Below are 21,947 nucleotides of genomic sequence, written 5' to 3' on the forward strand. Positions count from 1 at the left end.
GGCCTCTCAGCCCTTGACGGCTCCGGCGGACATGCCGGTGACCAGGTGCTTCTGGGCGAAGAGGAACACCAGGGCGGCCGGGATGGCGATGAGCACGGAGGCCGCGGTCATGGGGCCCCACTGGGCTCCATACTGGTTGACGAACTTCTGGAGTCCGCCGGCCAGCGTGAGGTTCTCGTCGCCGACCAGGAAGGCGGAGGCGTACGCCACTTCGCCCCAGGCGGTGATGAAGGAGTAGAACGCGGTGACCGCGAGGCCCGGCTTGGCCAGCGGCAGGATGAGCCGGAAGAAGGTGCCGAACGGGGTGAGGCCGTCGACCTCACCCGACTCGTCGATCTCGCGCGGGATGGTGTCGAAGAAACCCTTCATCATCCACGCGCAGAACGGCACCGAGATGGTGAGGTAGGTGATGACGAGCCCGGTGGGCTGATTGAGCAGCCCCAGGGTCGACATGATGTTGTAGATCGGCACGATGAGGACGGCGACCGGGAACATCTGGGTGATCAGCAGCGTCCACATCAGCCCGCGCTTGCCGGGGAAGCGGAAGCGGCTCACCGCGTATCCGGTGGTGGCGGCGACGAAGACGCCGATCACGGTGGAGAGCGCGGAGATGATCACGGAGTTGGCGAACCAGTTGAGGAACTCCGTGTCGCGGATCAGGTTCGTGTAGTTGACGAACGTCGTCTCGCGGAAGAAGTCCATGGTGGTCGCGTACTTGGCGGGCTTCAGCGAGGTCAGCAGGACCCACAGCACCGGGAAGACCGCGATCACCGAGGCGATGATCAGGGTGAGGTGCAGGGCGACGGAGGCGAGCGGGGAGCGTTCGCCGCGCAGTCTGACCCTGGGCACGGCGTGCCGGGCGGGGGCGTCGGTCACGGTGGTCACCAGTTGTCTCCCTGGGAGCGCAGGACTCGCCGGTAGACCACGGCGAAGAGCATCAGGATGACGAGGATCAGCACGCCCCACGTGGAGGACTGCGCGTAGTCGCGCGGGCTGATCTCGAAGGAGAACTTGTACGCCTGGGTCACCAGGATCTGGGTCGCCTCGCCGGGTCCGCCGCGGGTCAGCAGGAAGATCACCGGGAACATGTTGAAGGTCCAGATGGTGGAGAGCAGGACCACCGTGGTGGAGACCGGGCGCAGTCCGGGCAGCGTGATGTGGCGGAAGCGCTGCCAGGCGGTGGCGCCGTCCATCTCGGCCGCCTCGTACTGCTCGGAGGGGATGGACTGGAGCCCGCCGAGGAGGGCGACCATCATGAACGGGATGCCGAGCCAGACGTTGACGGCGATGACCGCGAACTTGGCCCAGGTGGGGTCGTTCAGCCACGGCACGGCGTCGATGCCGGCGCCGCCGAGGACCTTGTTGAGCAGACCGCGCTCCTCGTTGTAGAGGAAGCGCCAGGCGAAGACGGAGACGAAGCCGGGGATGGCCCAGGGCAGGATGAGGGCCATGCGGTAGGCGGAGCGCCCGGCGATGCGGCGGTTGAGCATGTTCGCCAGGGCCATGCCGAGGACGAACGTGACGCTCACGCAGGAGACGGTCCACACCAGCGTCCAGCCGAGCGTCCCGACGAACTGCGAGCCGGTCAGCGCGTCGATGTAGTTGTCCGCGCCGACGAACTCGTAGGTGGCGGGGATCTCGTTGACGCCGATGGAGCGGGCGACGTTGCGCTCGTCGGCGTCCGTCATCGAGAGGAAGATCCCGCGGACCAGCGGGTAGCCGATGATCACGCCGATCACGATGACGACCGGGGCGACCATGGCCCAGGCGTACCAGTGGACCGACAGCGCCCGCCTCAGACGGCCGGGCTTCGGTGGTGGGGTGCCAGTACCGCGGCTCCGGCCGCGGGCGGTGTTCCCGCCCGCGGCCTTCACCACCGACTGGCTGGTGTGGACAGCCATCAGTCGGCCAACCTTCCTGTTACTTCCAGCCCTCGAGGAGCTTGCGGTAGGAGTCGCCGGTGGCCTTGGCGGCCTTCTCCGGCGTGGTCTGGCCGGTGAGGACCTTGGTGTACTCGACGCGCAGCGGCTCGAAGAGGCTGCCGCCCTCGGGGATCCAGGGGCGCTCGACGGCGGTCTCGACGACCGGCTTGAAGAAGCCGACGATCTCGCTGTCCACGGCCTCCTGCTTGGCGTACGCGGAGGTGCGGGTGGGCAGCAGGTTCAGCTCGCCGGCGGCGGTGGCCTGGCTGTCCACGGAGGTCATGTACTCGACGAAGGCGTAGGAGGCGTCGAGGTTCTTGGAGCCGGCGTAGACGGCCAGGTTGTGGCCGCCCTGCGGGGCGCCCTGGGCGGCGGAGCCGGCCGGGACCGGGGCGACGCCCAGGTTGTCCTTGTCCGTGAACTCCTTGCCGGTCAGGGTGTCGGCGACGGCCCAGGGGCCGTTGATCATCATCGCGACGTCGCCGTTCTTGAACGCCTGCATCATGTTCTCCCAGCCGTCCGAGGCATCCGTCTTCGCGGTGCCGTCGTCGACCAGGTCCTTGACCGCCTTGAACGCCTTGACGCCCTCGGGCTTGTCGATGGTGACGCTCTTGGAGGAGGCGTCGACCATGTCGCCGCCCTCGCCGTAGAGGAAGGAGAGGAAGTAGTACGGGTCGTCGCCGCGGAGGTAGAGGCCGGTCTTCCCGGTCTTGTCCTTGATCTTCTCGGCCACGGTCTTGAGGTCGTCCAGGTCGGCGGGCGCCTCGACGCCGGCCTCCTTGAACAGCTTCTTGTTGTAGAAGACGCCCATGGAGTCGATGACCTGCGGGACCGCGTACGTCTTGTCCTCGTACTTCGTGGACGCGACGGCCTGCTTGAGGAAGTCGTCCTGGTTCTTCAGGGCGGGGGTGCCGTCCAGCGGGGCCAGGTAGCCGAGGTTGGCGAAGTCCGGCGTCCAGGCGACCTCGGAGCGGATCACGTCGGGGGCGCCGTCGCCGGCCTGGGCGGCGTTCTTGAACTTGTTCTGCGCCTCGCCGAAGGGCACGTTGACGTACTTCACGTCGACCTTCGGGTGCTTCTTCTCGAAGCCCTCGGCCAGCTTCTTGAAGACCTTGTCCTCACTGCCGACGCTGGAGGTGTCCCACCAGGTCACCGTGCCGGAGAGCTCGCCCGAGCTCGTGCCGCCGCCGGACTTCTCGTCGCTGCCGCAGGCGGTCGCCGCGAGCGCCAGGGCCGCGACCAGGGCGGTGGCCGTTATGCCACGTCGCATCTGAACTCCTTCAACTGCCGTACCGCTCCGTCGCGGCGCCGGGTCGACGTGAACGTAACAAGGATGAAAGACGACCGAAAGACCTTGCGGAAGATTTCTGCAAGCCCTGGTGATCGTTACATTCGCGTGTCCTCAAGGTTGCCGTCAAGCCCCTTGACGAGAGTCACTCGTCCCTGGCAGGGGCAGGCGGGACACGGCATATCCACAGTGCGACGATCCGACCGCAGCCCGCGATCCGGGGCCGCAAGTCCTTGCAAGACGTTGCCGGAGAGCCCTCCGGCACCCTCCCCCGCGCCGCCCCGCACACGGTGGGCAATCCGACACGGGCCCGGTACAGTCCCATCCCATGACCGCACGGCTTGCCGATATCGCAACTCAGGCGGGGGTCAGCGAAGCAACGGTCAGCCGGGTCCTGAACGGCAAGCCCGGAGTCGCGGCGACCACCCGCGAATCCGTCCTCGCGGCGCTCGACGTGCTGGGGTACGAACGCCCGGTGCGGCTGCGCAGGCGCAGCGCGGGGCTGGTCGGCCTGATCACCCCGGAGCTGGAGAACCCGATCTTCCCCGCGCTGGCGCAGGTCATCGGCCAGGCGCTGACCCGGCAGGGCTACACCCCGGTGCTGGCGACCCAGACGCCCGGCGGCTCCACCGAGGACGAACTCACCGAAATGCTGGTGGACCGGGGTGTTTCCGGCATCATCTTCGTCTCCGGGCTGCACGCGGACACCTCGGCCGATATGCAGCGCTACGAGCAACTGCGCGGCCAAGGCGTCCCGTTCGTCCTGGTGAACGGCTTCTCCGCCAAGGTGCAGGCGCCGTTCATCTCCCCGGACGACCGGGCGGCGATGCGCCTCGCGGTGACGCATCTGGTGGCCCTGGGCCACACCCGTATCGGCCTGGCGGTCGGCCCCAAGCGGTTCGTGCCGGTGCTCCGCAAGATCGAGGGCTTCCACGCGACGATGCGGGAGCAGCTCGACCTCGCACCGGACGAGGTGGAGGAGTTCATCCAGCACTCCCTGTACACGCTGGAGGGCGGCCAGGCCGCCGCCTCCGCCCTGATGGAACGCGGCTGCACGGCGGTCGTGTGCGCGAGCGACATGATGGCGCTCGGGGCGATCCGGGCGGCCCGCCGGCTCTCGAAGGATGTGCCGCGCGATCTCTCGGTGGTGGGCTACGACGACTCGCCGCTCATAGCGTTCACGGACCCGCCGCTGACGACGATCCGGCAGCCGGTGACGGCGATGGGCCAGGCAGCCGTCCGCACGCTCCTGGAGGAGATCGGCGGAACCCCCGCACCGCACAGCGAGTTCGTCTTCATGCCTGAGCTGGTGGTTCGCGGCTCGACGGCCTCGGGCCCCGCAGGCGGCTCAGGGTCGCCCTCTCGTCCTTGAGGAGCAGAATGTGCGACCGGAACCCGACCGGAGGATGATCGGGGGCAGGGGAATCACTATGGAAGACTCTCTGCCTATGGGTGAAACACAGGTGACCACGCACGAAGGCCGGTCAACGGCCGATCCTTCACCCATCGCGGCCCAGGCGGCCCCGGAAGCCGCCACCTCTTCCCACCTCCCTGCGGCGTCCGGGAAAACCGGCCGGCTCTCCGTCCGCCTGGGCTCCCTGCGGATGCCCCGCCGCCCCCGGCTCTGGTTCGAGATCCTGCTCATCGCGGTCAGTTACTGGCTGTACTCACTCGTGCGCAACGCGGTTCCGGAGCAGAAGGCCCAGGCGCTGCGCAACGCGGACTGGATCTGGTCGGCGGAGAAGTCCCTGGGCCTCGCCTTCGAGGAAACGGTCAATCACGCGGTCAATTCCGTGACATGGCTGATCGTGTCGATGAACTACTACTACGCGACACTGCATTTCGTCGTGACCATCGGCGTCCTCGTCTGGCTGTTCCGCCGCCACCCGGGCCGTTACGCGGCGACGCGGCTGGTCCTCTTCGCGACGACGGGCGTGGCCCTGCTCGGTTACTACCTCTACCCGCTGGCGCCACCCCGTCTGATGAACGGCGCGAACTTCATCGACACCGTGCTCCTCCACGAGACGTGGGGCTCGATGGCCTCGGGCAACTTCAAGAACATGTCGAACCAGTACGCGGCGATGCCGTCGATGCACATCGGCTGGTCGCTCTGGTGCGGCCTGACGATCTTCGCCCTGGCCTCGGCGCCCTGGGCCCGCATCCTGGGCCTGCTCTACCCGACGCTCACCCTGGTCGTCATCGTGGCCACGGCCAACCACTTCTGGCTGGACGCGGTGGGCGGCATGGCCTGCCTCGGGTTCGGCTACGCGGTCTCCCGCGTCTGGTACGGCTCACTGCCGCACCGGCTGCCGAAGTGGGTACCGGTACCAGCCGGCAAGAGCCGCCTGACCGCCCTGCGGACCAGACTCCCCCGCCCGGCATCGGAGCCGGAGCCGGAGCCGGCACCGCAGACGGCGGGCTCGCGGAGGCCGTAGCGCCGGACCAGATCCTTGCAAGCCCGTCCGGCGCTTGGGGACGTCCTTCCCAGCCCCTCCGGCGCTTGAGGAGCGGGGCCCGGGGCGGAGCCCCGAGGGGGCCCCGGGGCCGAGCCCCGGGAGCACGCCCTCAGGACGCCGCCCCGTAGAACCGCTCCTCCACCACCGCCCGCGCCCGCCGCGTGATCCGCCGGTAGTCGTCCAACATGTCCCCGACATGCCCCGGCTCGTACCCCAAATACCGCCCGACCGCCGCCATCTCCCGCGGGTCGGACGGAAACGTGTCACCCGGTCGCCCCCGCACCAGCATCACCGCGTTGCGGACCCGCGTCGCCAGGACCCACGCCTCGTCCAGCGTCTGCGCGTCCTCCGCCGGAATCAGCTCCGCCGCACACGCGGCGGCCAGCGCCTCACGCGTACGCGTCGTGCGCAGCCCCGGCTCCGCCCACCCGTGCTGCATCTGCATCAGCTGCACGGTCCACTCGACGTCGCTCAGCCCGCCCCGCCCCAGCTTCAGGTGGAGCGTGGGGTCCGCGCCGCGCGGCATCCGCTCGGACTCCATCCGCGCCTTGAGCCTGCGGATCTCCCGTACGGCGTCCTCGCCGAGCCCTTCCACCGGATACCGCAGCGGATCGACCAGCTCGATGAAGTCGCGCCCCAGCTCCTCGTCGCCCGCCACCGGCTCGGCCCGCAGCAGCGCCTGGCTCTCCCAGGCCAGCGACCAGCGCCGGTAGTAGGCCTCGTACGACTTCAGCGTGCGGACCAGTGGCCCGCTCTTGCCCTCCGGGCGCAGGTCGGCGTCGATCAGCAGCGGCGGATCGGCGGTCGGCAGCTGAAGCAGCCGCCGCATCTCTCCGATGACCGTGTTGGCGGCCCGGGCCGCCTCCTCGTCGCTCACACCCTCGCGCGGCCGGTGGACGAAGAGGACGTCGGCGTCGGAGCCGTAACTCAGCTCGTGCCCGCCGAAGCGGCCCATGCCGATGACGGCGAACCGGGTCGGCAGGGTGTCGCCCCACTGCGCGCGGACGGCGGCCCGCAGCGCGCCCGCGACGGTGACGGCGTTGAGGTCGCTCACGGCCGAGCCGACACGGTCGACGAGGGCCCCGTGATCCTGCTCGGCGGGGTTGTCCTCGGTGCCGTACGAGCCGATGAGATCGGCGGCCGTCGTGCGGAACAGCTCGCGGCGGCGCACGCCCCGCACCACCGCGACGGCCGACTCCGCGTCCCCGGCACGCCCCACCGCGGCCAGCACCTCCTGCTCCAGGTGGGCCCGGGTGCGGGGCGTGAGCCCCTCCGGATCGCCGAGGATCGCCACCGCTTCCGGCGCCCGCATCAGCAGGTCCGGGGCGAGGCGGCCGGCGGAGAGGACCCGGGCGAGGTTCTCCGCGGCGGCGCCCTCGTCGCGCAGGAGCCGCAGGTACCACGGTGTCTTGCCGAGCGCGTCGGACACCTTGCGAAAGCCGAGGAGCCCGGCGTCCGGGTCGGCGGAGTCCGCGAACCAGCCGAGCAGCACCGGCAGGAGGGTGCGTTGAATGGCTGCCTTGCGGGAGACCCCCGAGGAGAGGGCCTCCAGGTGCCGCAGGGCGGCCGCCGGGTCGGCGTACCCGAGGGCCTCCAGGCGGATCGCGGCGGCCTTCGCGCTGAGCCGGGACTCGGCGGGGGCCAGCTGGGCGACGGCGTCCAGCAGCGGGCGGTAGAAGATCTTCTCGTGCAGCCGCCGTACGACGGAGGCGTGCCGCTTCCAGGCCTTGTTCAGCTCGGTCACCGGATCGGTACGCATCCCGAGCGACCGGCCGAGCCGCCGCAGATCCGCCTCGTCGTCGGGGACGAGGTGGGTGCGGCGCAGCCGGTAGAGCTGGATGCGGTGCTCCATGGAGCGCAGGAAGCGGTACGCCTCGTCGAGCTGGGCGGCGTCCGCACGCCCCACGTACCCGCCCTCGGCGAGCGCCCGCAGCGCCTCGAGGGTGGAGCCGCTGCGCAGGGAGGCGTCGCTGCGCCCGTGCACCAGCTGGAGGAGCTGCACCGCGAACTCGACGTCGCGCAGTCCCCCGGGGCCGAGCTTCAGCTCCCGTTCGATCCGGTCGGCGGGGATGTTGTCGACGACACGGCGGCGCATCTTCTGCACGTCGGGGACGAAGTTGTCCCGGTCGGCGGCCCCCCAGACGAGCGGCGACACCGCCTCGACGTACGCCGCGCCCAGCCCGGGGTCGCCGGCCACCGCGCGGGCCTTCAGCAGGGCCTGGAACTCCCAGGTCTTGGCCCAGCGCTGGTAGTAGGCGAGGTGGGAGCTGAGGGTGCGCACGAGTGGCCCGTTGCGGCCCTCGGGGCGGAGGTTGGCGTCGACCTCCCAGATGGTGCCCTCGGCGGTGGTCTCGGAGCAGATCCTCATCATGTGGGCGGCCAGCCGGGTGGCGGCCTGCATGGCCTCGGTCTCGTCGGCCCCGTCGTGCGCCTCTCCGACGAAGATCACGTCGACGTCGGAGACGTAGTTCAGCTCACGCCCGCCGCACTTGCCCATCGCGACGACGGCGAGCCGGCACCGGGCCGCGTCCTCGGGTGCGGCCGTGCGGGCGATGGCGAGAGCGGCGCTCAGGGTGGCGGTGGCGAGGTCGGCCAGTTCGGCGGCGGTCTGCGCCAGGTCGGTCGTCCCGCACACGTCCCGGGCGGCGAGGGTGAGCAGACACCGGCGGTAGGCGACCCGCAGCGAGTCCGGGTCGCGGGCGTCGGCGAGCCCGCGCTCGAACTCGGCGACCCCGGGGTTCAGGTCGACCGCCTCGTAGGTGACGAGTGCCTGCCAGTCCCGCGGGTGCCGGGCCAGGTGGTCGCCGAGCGCCTCCGAGGCGCCGAGGACCCCGAGGAGCCGGTCGCGCAGGGGCTTGGCGGTGACGAGGGTGCCGAGCAGCACCTGCCGCTCGCTCTCCGTCTCGGCCTCGGCGATCCGGACCAGGCCGCGCAGGGCCAGGTCCGGGTCGGCGGTGGCCCCGAGCGCCTCCAGGAGGACGGGGTCGGACCGTACGGAGGCCAGCGCGTCCAGGCCGAGTAGCTGGTCCGCGGCGGACGGGTCGGTGAATCCGTGCCGCAGCAGCCTGGTGAACGTACTGCTTCTGCGCCCCGGCGCGGTCGTCATCCCGTGCTCTCCTGCCAGCCGAACCCGAACTGCGTAGCGTGGTGTCGCGGCGGCGCGGCCACGTCGCCGCGTCACAGCGCTTCGAGCCTAGTCCTGTGCGGGTCCGTTCGGGGCGGCGGCGGGGTCCCCCCACGGAGGAATCCCCGACTGCTCCGCGGCCCCGGCGGGGACCGTCCCGACGAGGACGGTGGCGTACAACTCCTCGGATACCAGGACCCGGGGGCTCAGCCCGGCGGCGCGCAGGATGTCGCCCGCCGTGTCCCGTTGCCGCTCGCTCGCCTCCACGAGCAGGCTGCCGCCGGGCGCGAGCCACCGGGGTGCTTCGGCGGCGACCCGGCGCATGACGTCGAGCCCGTCGCCGCCCCCGTCGAGGGCGACGCGGGGTTCATGGACGCGGGCCTCGGCGGGCAGCAGCTCGACGTCGTCGCTGGGGACGTAGGGGACGTTGGCGAGCAGCACGTCGACCCGGCCGCGCAGCGTGACGGGAAGCGGGGCGAACAGGTCGCCCTCGTAGACGTGCCCCAGGTCGCCGATGTTGCGCCGGGCGCAGCGCACGGCGGCGGGTTCGACGTCGCAGGCGTGCAGTTCGGCCGTGTCCGAAGCGGAGGCGAGGGCGGCGCCGAGCGCGCCGGAGCCGCAGCAGAGGTCGACGACGACGGCCCGGCCGGGTGCGAGGGCGGCGGCCTGCGCGACGAGGAACTCCGTACGGCGACGGGGCACGAAGACGCCCGCGTCCACGACGAAGCGGCGGCCGCGGAAATCCGCCCAGCCCAGGACGTGTTCGAGCGGCAGCCCGGCGGCTCGGCGCTCGACGAGGGAGGACAGTTCGTCGACGGACGCGGCGGCCTCGTGGAGGAGACGGGCCTCTTCCTCGGCGAAGACGCAGCCGGCGCGGCGGAGGGCGAGGACGGTGGAGGGGAGGTGGCTCAACGGGTGAACCGGCATACGAGCGAAGCCTTTCGGGAAAACCGATGGGCGCTCCGCGATCGACTTATGCCGTCCGGTCGGCTGCTGCCGGTCGTACGACGCGATCGCGCGGGGTGAGCACCCAGCCTGATCCAGCGGTAATGGGTCTCACCTCCTCGGTCGAACTCGTCGATCCCCGTGGCGTACGGGGGTGGTAACAGTACAACAGCCCGCTCCCGCCCCCGTACGGGCGCGAGAACGGGCTGCCGGACCGCATCCCCGGATCCGCGCCGGCTACAGATCGACGCTGTCCCGCAGCTTGGTGGGCGTCAGGAACAGGGAGGCGATCACACCGATCACGGCGATTCCGGCCGAGATGAGGAAGATGTGGCCGGTGGCCTCCCCGTACGCGGCCCGCACGATGTCCTGGACCGGGGGCGGCATGGCGGCGACGTCGAGGGTGGAGCCGCTGGAGCCGGACGCGGCCGGGTCGACGCCGAGGCTCGTCAGTCCGTCGGTGATCCTGGTCGCGACCTGGTGGGCGAGGACCGCACCGAGCACCGAGACGCCCATGGTGCCGCCGAGGGAGCGGAAGAAGGTGATCGCCCCGCTGGCCGCGCCGATCTCGCTGAGCGGGACGGTGTTCTGGAGGACGAGCACCAGGTTCTGCATCGACAGGCCGACCCCGACGCCCACGCCCAGCATCCCCAGCGACACCAGGACGAGCGAGGTCCGGTGGTCGATGAAGGACAGCCCGAGGAAGCCGAGGGCGAGCACGATCACACCCGCGACGATGAACGGCTTGACCTTGCCGGTCTTCGACACGAGGCGCCCGGCGACGGTCGAGGAGACGAGTACGCCGGCCATCAGCGGGATGGTGAGCAGTCCGGCCTCGGTGGGTGAGTAGCCCCGGCCGATCTGGAAGTACTGGCCGAGGAAGACCGCGCCGCCGAACATGGCCATGCCGACGGCGAGGCTGGCGACGATGGCGAGGGCGGGGTCCCGGCGGCGGACGACGTGCATCGGGACGACGGGCTCCTTGACCCGGGTCTCGACGAGAACGGCCGCACCGAGGATGAGTACGCTCCCGCCGACCATGAGGCCGCTCTGCCAGGAGATCCAGTCGAAGTCGGTGCCGACGAAGGTGACCCAGAGGAGCAGGAGGCTGACCCCGGCGGCGATCAGCGACGCGCCGAGGTAGTCGACCTTGGTGTCGGTCTTGCGGACCTCGGCCAGGTGCAGGGTGCGGGCGAGGATCACGGAGGCGACCAGTGTGAAGGGCACGGCGACGAAGAAGCACCAGCGCCAGCCGAGCCAGGAGGCGTCGGTGATGAACCCGCCGAGCAGCGGCCCGCCGACGGTGGCGACGGCCATGACACCACCGAGGTAACCGTTGTAGCGGCCGCGCTCCTTCGGGCTGATCATCGCGGCGATGATCACTTGGACGAGCACCTGGAGCGCGCCCATGCCGAGCCCCTGTACGGCGCGGAAGGCGATCAACTGCTCGGTGGACTGGGCGAATCCGCAGGCGACGGAGGAGACGACGAAGAGCCCGATGGCTATCTGGAGCAGCAGCTTCTTGCTGAACAGGTCGGCGAGCTTGCCCCAGACCGGGGTGGAGGCCGTGGAGGCGAGCAGGGTCGCGGTGACGACCCAGGTGTACTGCGACTGCGTGCCGTCGAGGGACCCGATGATCTGCGGGAGCGCGACCGAGACCACGGTGCTGCTGATCATCGCCACGAACAGCACGATGAGCAGTCCGCTCAGGGCCCGCAGGACGTGCCGGTGGTCCATGGGTGCGGCGGCGGGGGCCCCGGCCGGGGCGGTGGCGGTGTCTGCTGCGCTCACGCGCAACCTCCGAAAGGTTCGTACGAGAGGCCCGTACGGGCGTCCGCGCCGGACGGCTGCGCAGGAAGGGCGTACGGGAGGGAGAAGACTTCACCATACATGCACTCTGGGCAATTTTGCCCACTGCGCAACAATTCTCCGCCCGGGGGATAATGCCCCCATGGACAGCAGCACTGCGGGACCGGGGCCGGGACCCGGGCTCCGGGAACGCAAGAAGGAAGCCACCCGACAGGCCGTGCACGAGGCGACCCTGCGCCTGACGGTGGAGCACGGCTTCGACCAGGTGACGGTCGAGGCGGTGGCGGACGCGGCCGGGATCTCCCGCAGGACGTTCTCCAACTACTTCACCAACAAGGAGGACGCCCTCCTCTACGGCGAGGAACAGCAGATCAGGGCCCTGGTCCGTACGGTGAGGGGCCGCCCCGCCGACGAACCCGCCTGGCCGGCCCTGCGCGCGGCGGTGGCCCAGTTCGCGGAACGCGTGGCGCCCCCGGAGCGCGAGTGGGCGGTGCGCACACGGCTGGCGATGCGCCACCCCTCGCTGCTGGCGCGCCAGTTGGCCAACCACGCCACCCTGGAACGCGACCTGGCCGAAGCGGTGGCCGCCCGCCCCGGCCCGGCCTCGGCCCCGGTCCGCCCGATCGTCCTGGCGGCGGGCTTCCTCTCCTCGCTCCGGATCGCGATGCGCATGTGGATCGAGGAGGACCTGGCCCGCGAGCCGGCGGCGGTGATCGACGAGATCCTGGACGAGATGGGGCGGGGGTTCGCGTGAGGGGGGCGAGCCGGCCCACGTGGCCTCCCCGCTCAAGACTCACACGTCAGCGCCCCCCGGCGACCCGTCGGCGCCCCCCGGCGACCCGTCGGCGCGCCGCACGGGACTCCACCGGGAGCCCAACCCTCCACCCCCGGCTCAGGAGTCCGGCTGGTCGACGCGGATCTCGTAGGCGATCTCCCAGCGGATGTCCGGCACGATGATGTCGGCCGTCTCCACGGGGCGCCCCTCGCGGTCGAAGTACGTGCGCTCCACCTCGATGACCAGGTCACCGAGGGAGATTCCGAGCAGATTCGCCTGTTCCCGCGTCGCGCGGGCCGGACGGGGAAGCTCGATGCCGGTGGCGATGTTCACGCCGATGGACCGCATCCGCTCCACAACGCCGATCTTGCCGTGCGGGCCCATCTCGGGGAGCAGGATCGGAGTGCCGTCGGTGATGGCCATCGGCTCCCAGCTCTTGGCGAGCTGTACGGGCAGGCCGTCGGCGAGGAACTCGTAGTCGGTCACGACGCAGAGGTCGCCGGGCTCGATCGCCAGCCGTTCGGCGATGTCCTCCGGCGCGGGAACGCGGGCCGTGCTGGTGCACTCCCAGTCGGCCTCGTGGTCGAGCTCGCTCATGTCCGAGGCGAAGGGACTGTTGCCGCGCTGCTCGCGGTGGCGTGAGCGGACCATGCGCCGGCGCTCGCGGGCCCGGCGGACGTAGGTGCCGGAGCCGGCGCGACCTTCGAGGATGCCCTCGATGATCAGGCGCTCCATGGCCCGCTGTGCCACGGACTGACCGACGCCGTACTCCTCGGCGAACCGGGCCCGGGACGGCAGCTTGTCCCCCACCGCCCATTCACCGGCCCGGACACGAGCCCGCAGAGCATCCGCCACCTGCAAGTACGGCGTATCACGTGGCATTTGAGCAGCTCCGTGTGTTCGGCGTCGATATGGGCGTCGCTGTTGACAAAGCTAACCCATCAGGTTGAAGCTGAATACTCAGCATTACATGGAGTGACATTCGGTTCATCAGGGGAGAAGTGTGCGCTCTGCACAAGCGCGGGTCGCGGCGCTGACCGGCATGCTCGTCGCCGCCACGGGCACCGAACCGCGCCTCACCGCCGGCCTGGACACCTTCCGCGTCGAGGCCGATCTCCCCTCCGAGTTGAGCGCCACCGCACACTCGGCCGTCCTGGCCGCCCTGGCCACGGCGGACCGCTACGGCCACACGCTCAGCCGCACCGCCGAGTACGTATGGGCCGAGATCAGCAGAGAGGCGAACGTGACCACGACCGAATCCCCGGACACGGCGTACCGCGCCCTGCTCGGCCACACCATGACCTGTACCGCGTGCCGGACCGGCACGATCTGCCCCGACGCGACGAAGCTCGTCCGCGTCTGGCGGGAGACCCGCCGATGAGACGCGGAGCGGAGCGCCGGCGGGAACGGGCCCCGGCCGCGACGAACCGACGGCGCGCGGCCGGCCGAACCCCTTGATCCGACCCGGCCCCGGCCGTCCACTCCTCGGCAGAACAACGGTCGGGCCGGGTCGCCGCCACCCCCGCACCAGAGACGGAGGCACCTGATGCGCAGGACCCACCAGGCATTACCGGCACCACCCGGGAGGCCAGGATGATCACCCGCTCCACGACGGACGTCCTCGACTGCGAGGCATGCTGGAACGCCCCGGTCACGGCCGCCCGCCACACCCCCACCGGCCGCGACCTGCTCTGCGAGCAGTGCGCGGAGGGCGACTACCCACGTCGCGTCGACCTCTTCCCGCCGTTCGGCATCTACGGCCTGACGCCCCGAAAGGTCCTGAACGACGGCAAACACGGCAGCGGCCCCCCGAAGACCCCACCCGACCAGGGCCCTCCGCTGCCCAACCCGCCACCGGCGCCATCACCACCGGGTACACCGCCGGTTTAACCCTTCCGGCCACGCCTGGCCCGCGCCCGCCCCGGATGCCGAAGATCTGGCCCGCTACCGCCCACCACAGGCTCGCTTGCACCCCGGGCCGGCCGATCCTGTGGTGGGTCGCCAAAGGGTTCGGACGCAAAAGGTCATCCCCTCGAGCATTACCAGGAGTCAGGCCACAGTGCGGCGGCGGGCGCGGAGGAGTTCGAGGCCCCTCACGGCGTAGACGACGATCATGAGGGCAAAGCCGGCGAGGAGGAGCCAGAACCAGGACGCCGCCACTGCGAGACTCAGCACCAGGCCGGTCACGAGCATCAACGTGCTGACGGCGTCCAGCAGTTCGAGACGCGCCATGGAGCGCACGGCGCGGTCGGATTCGCGCAACCGGCGAATAATCCGGACAAGAGAGGCCGTCTGCAAGACGGCAAAGCCGAGAACGGCCCAGAGGAACCAGTCGGGTATGTCCACGACACGGACTGTAGCGCCCGCACGCGACCTCGGGACCAGAATCCCGGCCGATGGACAGGCAGAGCGCGGGCCGCCCCGGCATCAGCAGAGCGCGTCGAGGCCGACGGTCCGCGTCCCGACGTCGTTGATGTCAGCTGTGGATGTCAGGCTGCCCCTCGATACGAACTACAGGCGGGCTGGTCACTGCGGATCGCCGGGCCTGGTTGAACGGCCTCTCGCGGGCGAGAAAGGTCGGCCGCGGTCGGACAGGTTGCCGTAGCTCCCTGTCGTACCGCGGTGGATGTCCGGTGCGAGCGTTCAGGAGAGCCGCGAAGACACTTACACCGAAGAGTGCGAATACAACAAACCGCTCCCCGTCGACACGCCCTGGCAGCAGACGGACTACGCCAACGCCTCCCCATACCGCCAGGGGCAGGCATCGGTCTCTCCGGTCGTGGTGAATTCAGATGACGATAAACAGGGCAACTATGATGACCAAGAAGGCGCACCAGAAAACCGCGCCCTGCCGACCCGTCAGTGGTTGCATCTGCTGTCCAGACTGCACCAGGGCAAACTGACGGCTGAGATACTGCGCAAAAATGATCCTCAGCACCACAAAGGTGAGCATGATGACCGTGAACCAGACCACTGGATAAGCACTTTCGTCTCCCGCTGTATCAATAAAGAGGAAGGCGCCGCCGGCAAGGGGTATCAGGGGCAGGAGCAGCTTCTTTTTCACGGTGGTCGCTATGGGGTGTACGGCTATCATTAAGGCAACGCCGGAGATGACGGCGCCTATCCACCACTGCTCAGGGGGCAGTGTCCTTGTCAGCATGACTTCTCCCTTTACTCGCTCTCGCCCAGGGAAATCCGCCCGAACGGTTTTTGCCTATCTGCTCAAAGTTGCGATGGAGCGTACCGCACTGGCCAAATCCCGCCTCAACCCACCACTCGCCCCGGCTCCCATCCCGTCCGCCTTCGACCCACACTCCGTGGAGCGGTCGTGGTTCAGGGCGTCAAGGTGGAGCGCGCCACTGTACGAACGACCTTGACGCCCTGAACCACGACCGCTCGGCTCTGCCTGGGTCGAAGGTGGACGGGATGGAACCCCCACAACGCTCGCCCCGCTCCGGCCGACACTCGCGAACGGTGCCCCGTCCATCCCGGAGTCTGAGCGCCCCCGCCGGAGGCATCGTCGTGAAGACGCGGGCTTGGTTCTCGTCTCATGCCCCACGGGCCTATCCACTGCGGGCGCGCGTCGGCGGCGGCAGCGCCAAGCGGGCCGAAGGCAGGAGCGCGGGCGCAGCCAGAGCCGGGACGCGCGCCCGGCGGAGCGGAGCGCAGCCGGGTGCCTTGATGAAGTAGAGAAACCCGTGACAACTCCGGGCGACGTGAGCAGTCAGGTGCCCGGCAGGGGGCTGATCGCCTGGGCAATGGCTTGCATGGAGTCGGTAACCGCTTCGGCTCCTGCCTCGACGAAGAGTCGGTGCTTGTGCGGTTTGTCGGCGAAGCCGATGGCTGCACCACCGATCGTGTGGGCGGCCTGGATGTCTGTCAGTGAGTCGCCGATCAAGGCGCACAAGGAGACGTCGACGTCCAAACGTTCAGCCGCTGCGATCAGCGAGTGAGAGTTCGGCTTCATCAGCTCCGGATGCCCTTCGGGCCTTCCAACGACTGTGAGCACGCGTTCCGACAACCCATGTCGATCAAGGAATGCCCTGACGGCCTCCGGCGGCTTCCGCGTCGGCCGAAACTTCCGCTACGACCCCGTAGACGTACGCACCTGGGTCGCCTCCCTGCTGGAAGGGGCTGCCTGATAGCCGGACACATCCAAGACCGCTGGTACAGGACCGAGCCCGGCCCCACCGGCGAGCCCGTACGCGCCAAGACCGACCGCTACGGCATCGGTCTGCGGTACCGCGCCCGCTACGTCGGTCCGGACGGCGCTGAGAAGTCCAAGAGCTTTCCCGATAAGCAGAAGCGCAAGGCGGAAGCCTGGTTGACCAAGACCGCTGCCGACATGGACAGCGGGCAGTACGTCGACCCGAAGTTGGCGCAGACCACCTTCCGGGAGTACGCCGAACGCTGGCTCCAGGCGCAGAGCTCAGACCCGACGTCTCGGGAATCGGTGATCTCTCAGGTCCGGCTGCACGCACTGCCTTACCTCGGCTCGCGCCCTCTCGGCTCGTTCAAGCCGGAGCACATCCGAGATTGGCTAGCCGAGCTGGAGCGGGCTATCCCGGCTATGTCATACCGGCGCGTCATCTTCTCCAGCGTCTCAGCGATCCTGAACGCCGCTGTGGACGACGAGTACATGCGCAAGAACTGTGGCCGACGCTTTGAAGAAGCATCTGGCCGACTTTTCCACCGTGGCCGTGACTCTGCCGTGGGCACGCCCGGACGGGAAACCGGTCACGAAGCGTCTTCTCTTCATCCGGCCGGACGGGAAGGCCGCGGTACGGCGTACCGACTTCAACACTCGGCTGTGGAACCCCGCTCTCGTCGCGGCCGACGTCATCCCGCCGGCCGAACCGGGCAAGCGCCATACGGCCGCGCGAGAGCACGGAATGCACGCACTGCGGTACTTCTACGCCTCCGTGCTCCTGGACGACCGGAGAGAGCACCAAGGCGCTCGGTACGTACCTCGGGCACACCGGTCCCGGGTTCACCCTGCGGACCTACACCCACCTGCTTCCGAGCAGCGAGGGACGGGCCCGCATCGCCATGGACAAGCTGTACTTGAGCCGCTCGTCCGGGCCTCACGGCCCCTGGACGGCCCAGAGCTGATCATGACTGCGGGCGGGTCGCTTCGGTTGAACCGGGAGACCCGCCCGCTTTGTGCTCTCTAAGCCGCTGATCTGCGGCTACAGCACCGGCAACAAGTTCTTCAGCTCGAAGGCCGTGACCTCACTGCGGTACTCCTCCCACTCCTGCTTCTTGTTGCGGAGGAAGAAGTCGAAGACGTGCTCGCCCAGTGTCTCGGCGACCAGCTCGCTCTTCTCCATCAGCGAGATCGCCTCGCCCAGGTTCTGCGGGAGCGGCTCGATGCCCATCGCGCGGCGCTCGGCGTCGGAGAGGGCCCAGACGTCGTCGTCGGCGCCGGCCGGGAGTTCGTAACCCTCCTCGATGCCCTTGAGGCCCGCGGCGAGCAGGACCGCGTACGTGAGGTACGGGTTGGCGCCGGAGTCGATGGAGCGGACCTCGACGCGGGCCGAGCCGGTCTTGCCGGGCTTGTACATCGGGACGCGGATGAGGGCGGAGCGGTTGTTGTGGCCCCAGCAGATGTACGAGGGGGCCTCGCCGCCCGCGCCGGCCGCTCGGGACGAGCCGCCCCAGATGCGCTTGTAGGAGTTGACCCACTGGTTGGTGACGGCCGAGATCTCCGCGGCGTGCGTCAGCAGGCCCGCGATGAAGGAGCGGCCCACTTTGGAGAGCTGGTACTCCGCGCCCGACTCGTAGAAGGCGTTGCGGTCGCCCTCGAAGAGGGAGAGGTGGGTGTGCATGCCCGAACCCGGGTACTCCGAGAACGGCTTCGGCATGAACGTGGCCTGCACGCCCTGTTCCAGCGCCACCTGCTTCATCACCAGACGGAACGTCATGATGTTGTCCGCCGTGGAGAGCGCGTCCGCGTACCGCAGGTCGATCTCCTGCTGGCCGGGGGCGCCCTCGTGGTGGCTGAACTCGACCGAGATGCCCATCGATTCGAGCATGGTGATCGCCTGGCGGCGGAAGTCCATGCCGACGTTCTGCGGCGTGTGGTCGAAGTAGCCCGAGCTGTCCGCCGGGGTCGGGCGGGTGCCGTCGACCGGCTTGTTCTTCAGCAGGAAGAACTCGATCTCGGGGTGGGTGTAGAACGTGAAGCCGAGGTCGGACGTCTTGGCGAGGATGCGCTTGAGGACGTAGCGGGGGTCCGCGAAGGACGGGGAGCCGTCCGGCATCAGGATGTCGCAGAACATCCGCGCGGTGCCGGGGGCCTCCGCGCGCCAGGGCAGGATCTGGAAGGTGCCCGGGTCCGGCTTGGCGATCATGTCCGATTCGTACACGCGGGCGAAGCCCTCGATCGCCGAGCCGTCGAAGCCGATGCCCTCGTCGAACGCCTGCTCCAGCTCGGCCGGAGCCACGGCGACGGACTTGAGGAACCCGAGGACGTCGGTGAACCACAGCCGCACGAAGCGGATGTCGCGCTCCTCAAGGGTCCTGAGGACGAATTCCTGCTGCTTGTCCATTGCCACATCCTTGCAGTTCAGACGGTCCGTGCACCACCGCCCGGGGTAGGGGGACACTTCAGTATCGCGACCCGGGATTTCCCCCAGATTACGCACACGGTGTGAGAGAGAGCACTCGGCCACCCACTACGATCGGCGACCGTGGCGCACGGGGGCGGCAGCCGAGCAGTGGCCGCCTTTCCGCCTGGCTTCGCTCCCGGCTTTCCGCCCGGTTTTCCGCCCTTCCGCGCGCATCGGTTCACGGACCGTCCCCCCTCCTCCCGGCCCCTTCGCAGAAGGACTCGACGACATGAGCTTCGACACCCGGTTCCCCCAGCCGCAGGCCCCCGACCCGCGCGCCCGCGCCACCCGCAACCGGGCCATCGCCATAGGGCTGAGCGCTGCCGTCGTGGCCGGTCTCGTCGCCTTCGGCTCGTACCTGCTGCTGGAGAACTCCGAGGCGAACGAGAAGTCCGCCGACGCCTCGGCGGCCCAGGACGGCAAGCACCCGGGCGGTCACGGCGACTCCCACGGCACCGTCACGGGCGGGGCCATCGAGGGGCTGAAGTCCTGGGACGCGGCGAAGCTCGGCCGCCGGCACGTGGCGGGTTCGGTGGACTATCCGATGAAGCCTCCGGTCGGCGGCGACCACAACCAGTCCTGGATGAACTGCGACGGCGACGTATACGAGAAGGCCCTCCCGGACGTCAACGCGGTGCACTCCCTGGAGCACGGCGCGGTCTGGGTCACCTACAACGGCAAGGCCGCCGACGCCGATGTCGCCGCGCTGGCCGAGCGCGTCAAGAAGACCCCGTTCACGCTGATGAGCCCGTACGCCGGCCAGGAGGGCGCGATCATGCTCAGCGCCTGGGGCAAGCAGGTGGCCGTCGACTCCGCCGACGACAAGCGGGTGGACCAGTTCCTCGCCCAGTACGTCCAGGGCGCGCAGACCCCCGAGCCCGGCGCGCCCTGCACCGGCGGGCTGGCCACGGTGCCGCAGTGACGGCCGAGAAGCGGGCGGCCGAGGAGCGGGCGGCCGACGACGACGACGTCGAGGCCCCGCACGCCCTCGTGGAGCGGCGGAAGACCCGGCGTGTCCGCCGGGCGGCCGGTGCCGCCGTGGCCCTCGCCCTGCTCTTCGCGGGGGCGGCCACCGTCGCCTCCGCGCGGGGCGACGGGGACGGATCGGGAGCGGGGGACGCGTCTGTTCGCGTTCCGGGGGCCTCGTCCGCCGACGCCGGGTTCGCCCGGGACATGGCCGTCCACCATCAGCAGGCCGTCGAGATGTCGTTCATCGTCCGCGACCGTACGGACGACGAGGACGTACGCCGTCTCGCCTACGACATCGCCAACACCCAGGCCAACCAGCGCGGCATGCTGCTGGGCTGGCTCGACCTGTGGGAGTTGCCGAAGGTCGCCCCGGGCGGGGAGCTGCCCATGGCGTGGATGGCCGGTACGGGCGGGCACGAGCACGGCGGGCACGGGTCGGGCGGCACCGAGGCGGGTTCCGGCGCCGGTGCGGACGGGGTGCTCATGCCCGGCATGGCGAGCCGCTCCGAGCTGGCGCGGCTCGGCCGTCTCGACGGTGAGGAGGCCGAGGTGTTCTTCCTCCAGCTGATGACGGACCACCACAAGGGCGGCGTCGACATGGCCGAGGCCTGTGCGTCCCTGTGCACGGTCCCGGCCGAGCAGCGGCTCGCCCGGGGCATGGTCGAGGGCCAGCAGTCCGAGCTGGGGCTGATGCGGGACATGCTGGCCGAGCGGGGTGCCTCGCCTCGGTCCTGAGTCGGGGTCCGGGCCTTGGGGCCTGAGCCTGTGGGGGCCCGCGGCCGCGGCCCGTGCGACGGGTGCGTCAGTTTGCGTCCTTGCGTCGGCGCACCCGAACGGGTGATTGCGGTCGCGCGGCCCCGGCGGGCCGGTGACGATGGGTTGCGCTCGGGGCCGTACGGCAGTGCCATCGGCACGCAGGAGGAAATCCCCCATGACGACCGCCAAAGACATCATGCACAACGGGGCCCGCTGGATCCCGGCCCACGAGACGCTCGACCGTGCGGCTCAGCTGATGCGCGAGCACAACGTGGGCGCGCTCCCGGTGTCCGCCAACGGCGACTCCGACCGGATGGTCGGCATCATCACCGACCGCGACATCGTGGTCGGCTGTGTGGCCAAGGGCCACGACCCGGCGAAGGTCACGGCGGGCGATCTCGCGCAGGGCACGCCCCGCTGGATCGAGGCGGAGGCCGATGTGAACGCGGTCCTGGAGGAGATGCAGACCCATCGCATCCGCCGGCTGCCCGTCGTCGAGAACAAGAAGCTCGTCGGCATGATCAGCGAGGCCGACCTCGCGCAGCACCTCACCGAGGAGCAGATCGCGGGCTGGGCCGAGAAGGTCTACTCCCGCAGCTGAGCGCCCGTACGACGATGGCCCGGCGCCCTCCCCCGCTCCACCCGCTCCGGGCGGAGTGGCGGAAAGGCGATCAGAAGGTGCCGGGCCGCCCCCACTCCGGAGGCGTATACCCGCCAGGGGTAGGGTGGCCCGCATGGCGGGCAGGACGCGGAGCAGGAGCGTGACATACGGGCAGCTGATGCTGTTCGCCGCTCTGCTGTTCGGCATCGTCACCATGCATACGGTCGGACATCCGGCGGAGCACGGCGGTTCATCGACCCCGCCCGCCGCCATGGCGGAGCACCTGGCCCAGGCCCCTGGCCAGGATCAGGCCGCAGGTCTCGCCCCGGCTCCGGGCGTCGCCGACGCTCAAGAGGCCCAGCGGTCCCAGCGATCCCAGCAGGCCCAGCAGTCACCGCACGACTCCCCCGGCTCCGGCGCGCCCATGAGCGGCATGGATCCGCTCTCCGTCTGCCTCGCCGTCCTCGGCGCCTGGGGCCTCGCTCTCCTCGGTTCCTGGCTGCTCGGCCTGCGCGCCGACGGACGGCCCCTCGGTACGCCGGTGGGTGGGGGGCTGCTGCGGGCCCTGCGGCCGATTCCGCCGCCCCGGATATCGGTGCTCGACAGCGTCTCCGTGCTGCGTATTTAGGAGTGGGCGTCTCACCTCCGCCCTCTCTCCCAGCAGTAGCAGACCTTCAGTTCCTCAAGTTCT

Annotated in this window: 20 protein-coding genes and 1 pseudogene; 10 read left to right on the forward strand and 11 right to left on the reverse strand. The window is 69.9% G+C overall.

Annotated elements, in window-relative coordinates; translation table 11 throughout:
* Nucleotides 1-6: 6 nt before the first annotated feature.
* The 3 genes from ACH4RG_RS13075 to ACH4RG_RS13085 are packed head-to-tail and all read right to left on the reverse strand — an operon-like array spanning nt 7 to nt 3,192.
* Nucleotides 7-885 (reverse strand): sugar ABC transporter permease, encoded by an 879-nt coding sequence (locus ACH4RG_RS13075; RefSeq protein ID WP_397916502.1) that lies wholly within the window; start codon nt 883-885, stop codon nt 7-9.
* Nucleotides 882-1,901, reverse strand: coding sequence for a carbohydrate ABC transporter permease (locus ACH4RG_RS13080; RefSeq protein ID WP_397930371.1), 1,020 nt, complete (start codon nt 1,899-1,901; stop codon nt 882-884). The genes ACH4RG_RS13075 and ACH4RG_RS13080 overlap by 4 nt, the downstream gene beginning before the upstream one ends.
* Before the next feature lie 19 nt (nt 1,902-1,920).
* Nucleotides 1,921-3,192 (reverse strand): extracellular solute-binding protein, encoded by a 1,272-nt coding sequence (locus tag ACH4RG_RS13085; protein WP_397916504.1) that lies wholly within the window; start codon nt 3,190-3,192, stop codon nt 1,921-1,923.
* A 346-nt stretch (nt 3,193-3,538) separates the two neighbouring features.
* Here ACH4RG_RS13085 and ACH4RG_RS13090 point away from each other — a divergent pair, with 346 nt between their 5' ends.
* Together ACH4RG_RS13090 and ACH4RG_RS13095 are read left to right on the forward strand one after the other, a co-directional pair.
* The gene (locus ACH4RG_RS13090; protein WP_397930365.1) at nt 3,539-4,582 is read left to right on the forward strand and encodes a LacI family DNA-binding transcriptional regulator; all 1,044 of its coding nucleotides are present in this window, start codon (nt 3,539-3,541) and stop codon (nt 4,580-4,582) included.
* A 76-nt stretch (nt 4,583-4,658) separates the two neighbouring features.
* Entirely contained in the window at nt 4,659-5,645 is a 987-nt protein-coding gene (locus ACH4RG_RS13095) for a phosphatase PAP2 family protein (protein WP_398539496.1), read from the forward strand.
* Nucleotides 5,646-5,775: 130 nt separating this feature from the next.
* Here the strand turns inward: ACH4RG_RS13095 and ACH4RG_RS13100 are convergent, their stop codons facing one another.
* The 3 genes from ACH4RG_RS13100 to ACH4RG_RS13110 form a co-directional block, all read right to left on the reverse strand.
* Nucleotides 5,776-8,772, reverse strand: a complete 2,997-nt coding sequence (locus ACH4RG_RS13100; RefSeq protein ID WP_398539497.1) for a bifunctional [glutamine synthetase] adenylyltransferase/[glutamine synthetase]-adenylyl-L-tyrosine phosphorylase — start codon at nt 8,770-8,772, stop codon at nt 5,776-5,778.
* Between the two features lie 87 nt (nt 8,773-8,859).
* Nucleotides 8,860-9,717 (reverse strand): putative protein N(5)-glutamine methyltransferase, encoded by an 858-nt coding sequence (locus tag ACH4RG_RS13105; protein WP_397916508.1) that lies wholly within the window; start codon nt 9,715-9,717, stop codon nt 8,860-8,862.
* A gap of 255 nt (nt 9,718-9,972) precedes the next feature.
* The gene (locus ACH4RG_RS13110) at nt 9,973-11,472 is read right to left on the reverse strand and encodes an MFS transporter (protein WP_397917216.1); all 1,500 of its coding nucleotides are present in this window, start codon (nt 11,470-11,472) and stop codon (nt 9,973-9,975) included.
* Between the two features lie 214 nt (nt 11,473-11,686).
* On the opposite strand from ACH4RG_RS13110, the gene ACH4RG_RS13115 reads away from it, so the two are divergent.
* Nucleotides 11,687-12,298 (forward strand): TetR family transcriptional regulator, encoded by a 612-nt coding sequence (locus ACH4RG_RS13115; protein ID WP_274345445.1) that lies wholly within the window; start codon nt 11,687-11,689, stop codon nt 12,296-12,298.
* Nucleotides 12,299-12,436: 138 nt separating this feature from the next.
* Here the strand turns inward: ACH4RG_RS13115 and ACH4RG_RS13120 are convergent, their stop codons facing one another.
* Nucleotides 12,437-13,201 carry a GntR family transcriptional regulator gene (locus tag ACH4RG_RS13120; RefSeq protein WP_397930355.1) on the reverse strand — a complete coding sequence of 255 codons (765 nt, stop codon included), beginning with the start codon at nt 13,199-13,201 and terminating at the stop codon, nt 12,437-12,439.
* Between the two features lie 160 nt (nt 13,202-13,361).
* Between ACH4RG_RS13120 and ACH4RG_RS13125 the strand changes: the two genes are divergently transcribed.
* Complete coding sequence (locus ACH4RG_RS13125; RefSeq protein WP_397917217.1) at nt 13,362-13,700, forward strand: hypothetical protein; 339 nt, start codon at nt 13,362-13,364, stop codon at nt 13,698-13,700.
* Between the two features lie 212 nt (nt 13,701-13,912).
* Nucleotides 13,913-14,209, forward strand: coding sequence for a hypothetical protein (locus tag ACH4RG_RS13130; protein ID WP_397916510.1), 297 nt, complete (start codon nt 13,913-13,915; stop codon nt 14,207-14,209).
* Nucleotides 14,210-14,368: 159 nt separating this feature from the next.
* On the opposite strand, the gene ACH4RG_RS13135 is transcribed toward ACH4RG_RS13130, so the two are convergent.
* The 3 genes from ACH4RG_RS13135 to ACH4RG_RS13145 all read right to left on the reverse strand — a co-directional run bounded on the left by ACH4RG_RS13135 (nt 14,369) and on the right by ACH4RG_RS13145 (nt 16,328).
* On the reverse strand, nt 14,369-14,665 hold the full coding sequence (locus tag ACH4RG_RS13135; protein WP_397916511.1) for a hypothetical protein: 297 nt from the start codon (nt 14,663-14,665) through the stop codon (nt 14,369-14,371).
* A 442-nt stretch (nt 14,666-15,107) separates the two neighbouring features.
* A complete protein-coding gene (locus ACH4RG_RS13140; RefSeq protein WP_397916512.1) occupies nt 15,108-15,479 on the reverse strand; it encodes a hypothetical protein in 372 nt (123 codons plus the stop codon).
* A gap of 564 nt (nt 15,480-16,043) precedes the next feature.
* Nucleotides 16,044-16,328: an HAD family hydrolase gene (locus ACH4RG_RS13145; protein WP_398539498.1), complete on the reverse strand. Its 285-nt coding sequence runs from the start codon at nt 16,326-16,328 to the stop codon at nt 16,044-16,046.
* A 132-nt stretch (nt 16,329-16,460) separates the two neighbouring features.
* Here ACH4RG_RS13145 and ACH4RG_RS13150 point away from each other — a divergent pair.
* Nucleotides 16,461-17,431, forward strand: a pseudogene (locus ACH4RG_RS13150) (site-specific integrase).
* Between the two features lie 77 nt (nt 17,432-17,508).
* On the opposite strand, the gene glnA reads toward ACH4RG_RS13150, so the two are convergent.
* On the reverse strand, nt 17,509-18,870 hold the full coding sequence (glnA, locus tag ACH4RG_RS13155) for a type I glutamate--ammonia ligase (RefSeq protein ID WP_003969536.1): 1,362 nt from the start codon (nt 18,868-18,870) through the stop codon (nt 17,509-17,511).
* Between the two features lie 289 nt (nt 18,871-19,159).
* Here glnA and ACH4RG_RS13160 point away from each other — a divergent pair, with 289 nt between their 5' ends.
* The 4 genes from ACH4RG_RS13160 (at nt 19,160) to ACH4RG_RS13175 (ending at nt 21,884) form a co-directional block, all read left to right on the forward strand.
* Nucleotides 19,160-19,852, forward strand: coding sequence for a DUF3105 domain-containing protein (locus ACH4RG_RS13160; protein WP_397916514.1), 693 nt, complete (start codon nt 19,160-19,162; stop codon nt 19,850-19,852).
* A 68-nt stretch (nt 19,853-19,920) separates the two neighbouring features.
* Nucleotides 19,921-20,634: a DUF305 domain-containing protein gene (locus ACH4RG_RS13165; RefSeq protein WP_397917218.1), complete on the forward strand. Its 714-nt coding sequence runs from the start codon at nt 19,921-19,923 to the stop codon at nt 20,632-20,634.
* 196 nt (nt 20,635-20,830) lie between these two features.
* A complete protein-coding gene (locus ACH4RG_RS13170) occupies nt 20,831-21,256 on the forward strand; it encodes a CBS domain-containing protein (protein ID WP_397916515.1) in 426 nt (141 codons plus the stop codon).
* A gap of 133 nt (nt 21,257-21,389) precedes the next feature.
* Nucleotides 21,390-21,884, forward strand: a complete 495-nt coding sequence (locus ACH4RG_RS13175; RefSeq protein ID WP_397916516.1) for a hypothetical protein — start codon at nt 21,390-21,392, stop codon at nt 21,882-21,884.
* Nucleotides 21,885-21,947 lie beyond the last annotated feature (63 nt).

It is taken from the genome of Streptomyces sp. NPDC021019, assembly GCF_044333295.1.
Taxonomy (GTDB): Bacteria; Actinomycetota; Actinomycetes; order Streptomycetales; family Streptomycetaceae; genus Streptomyces.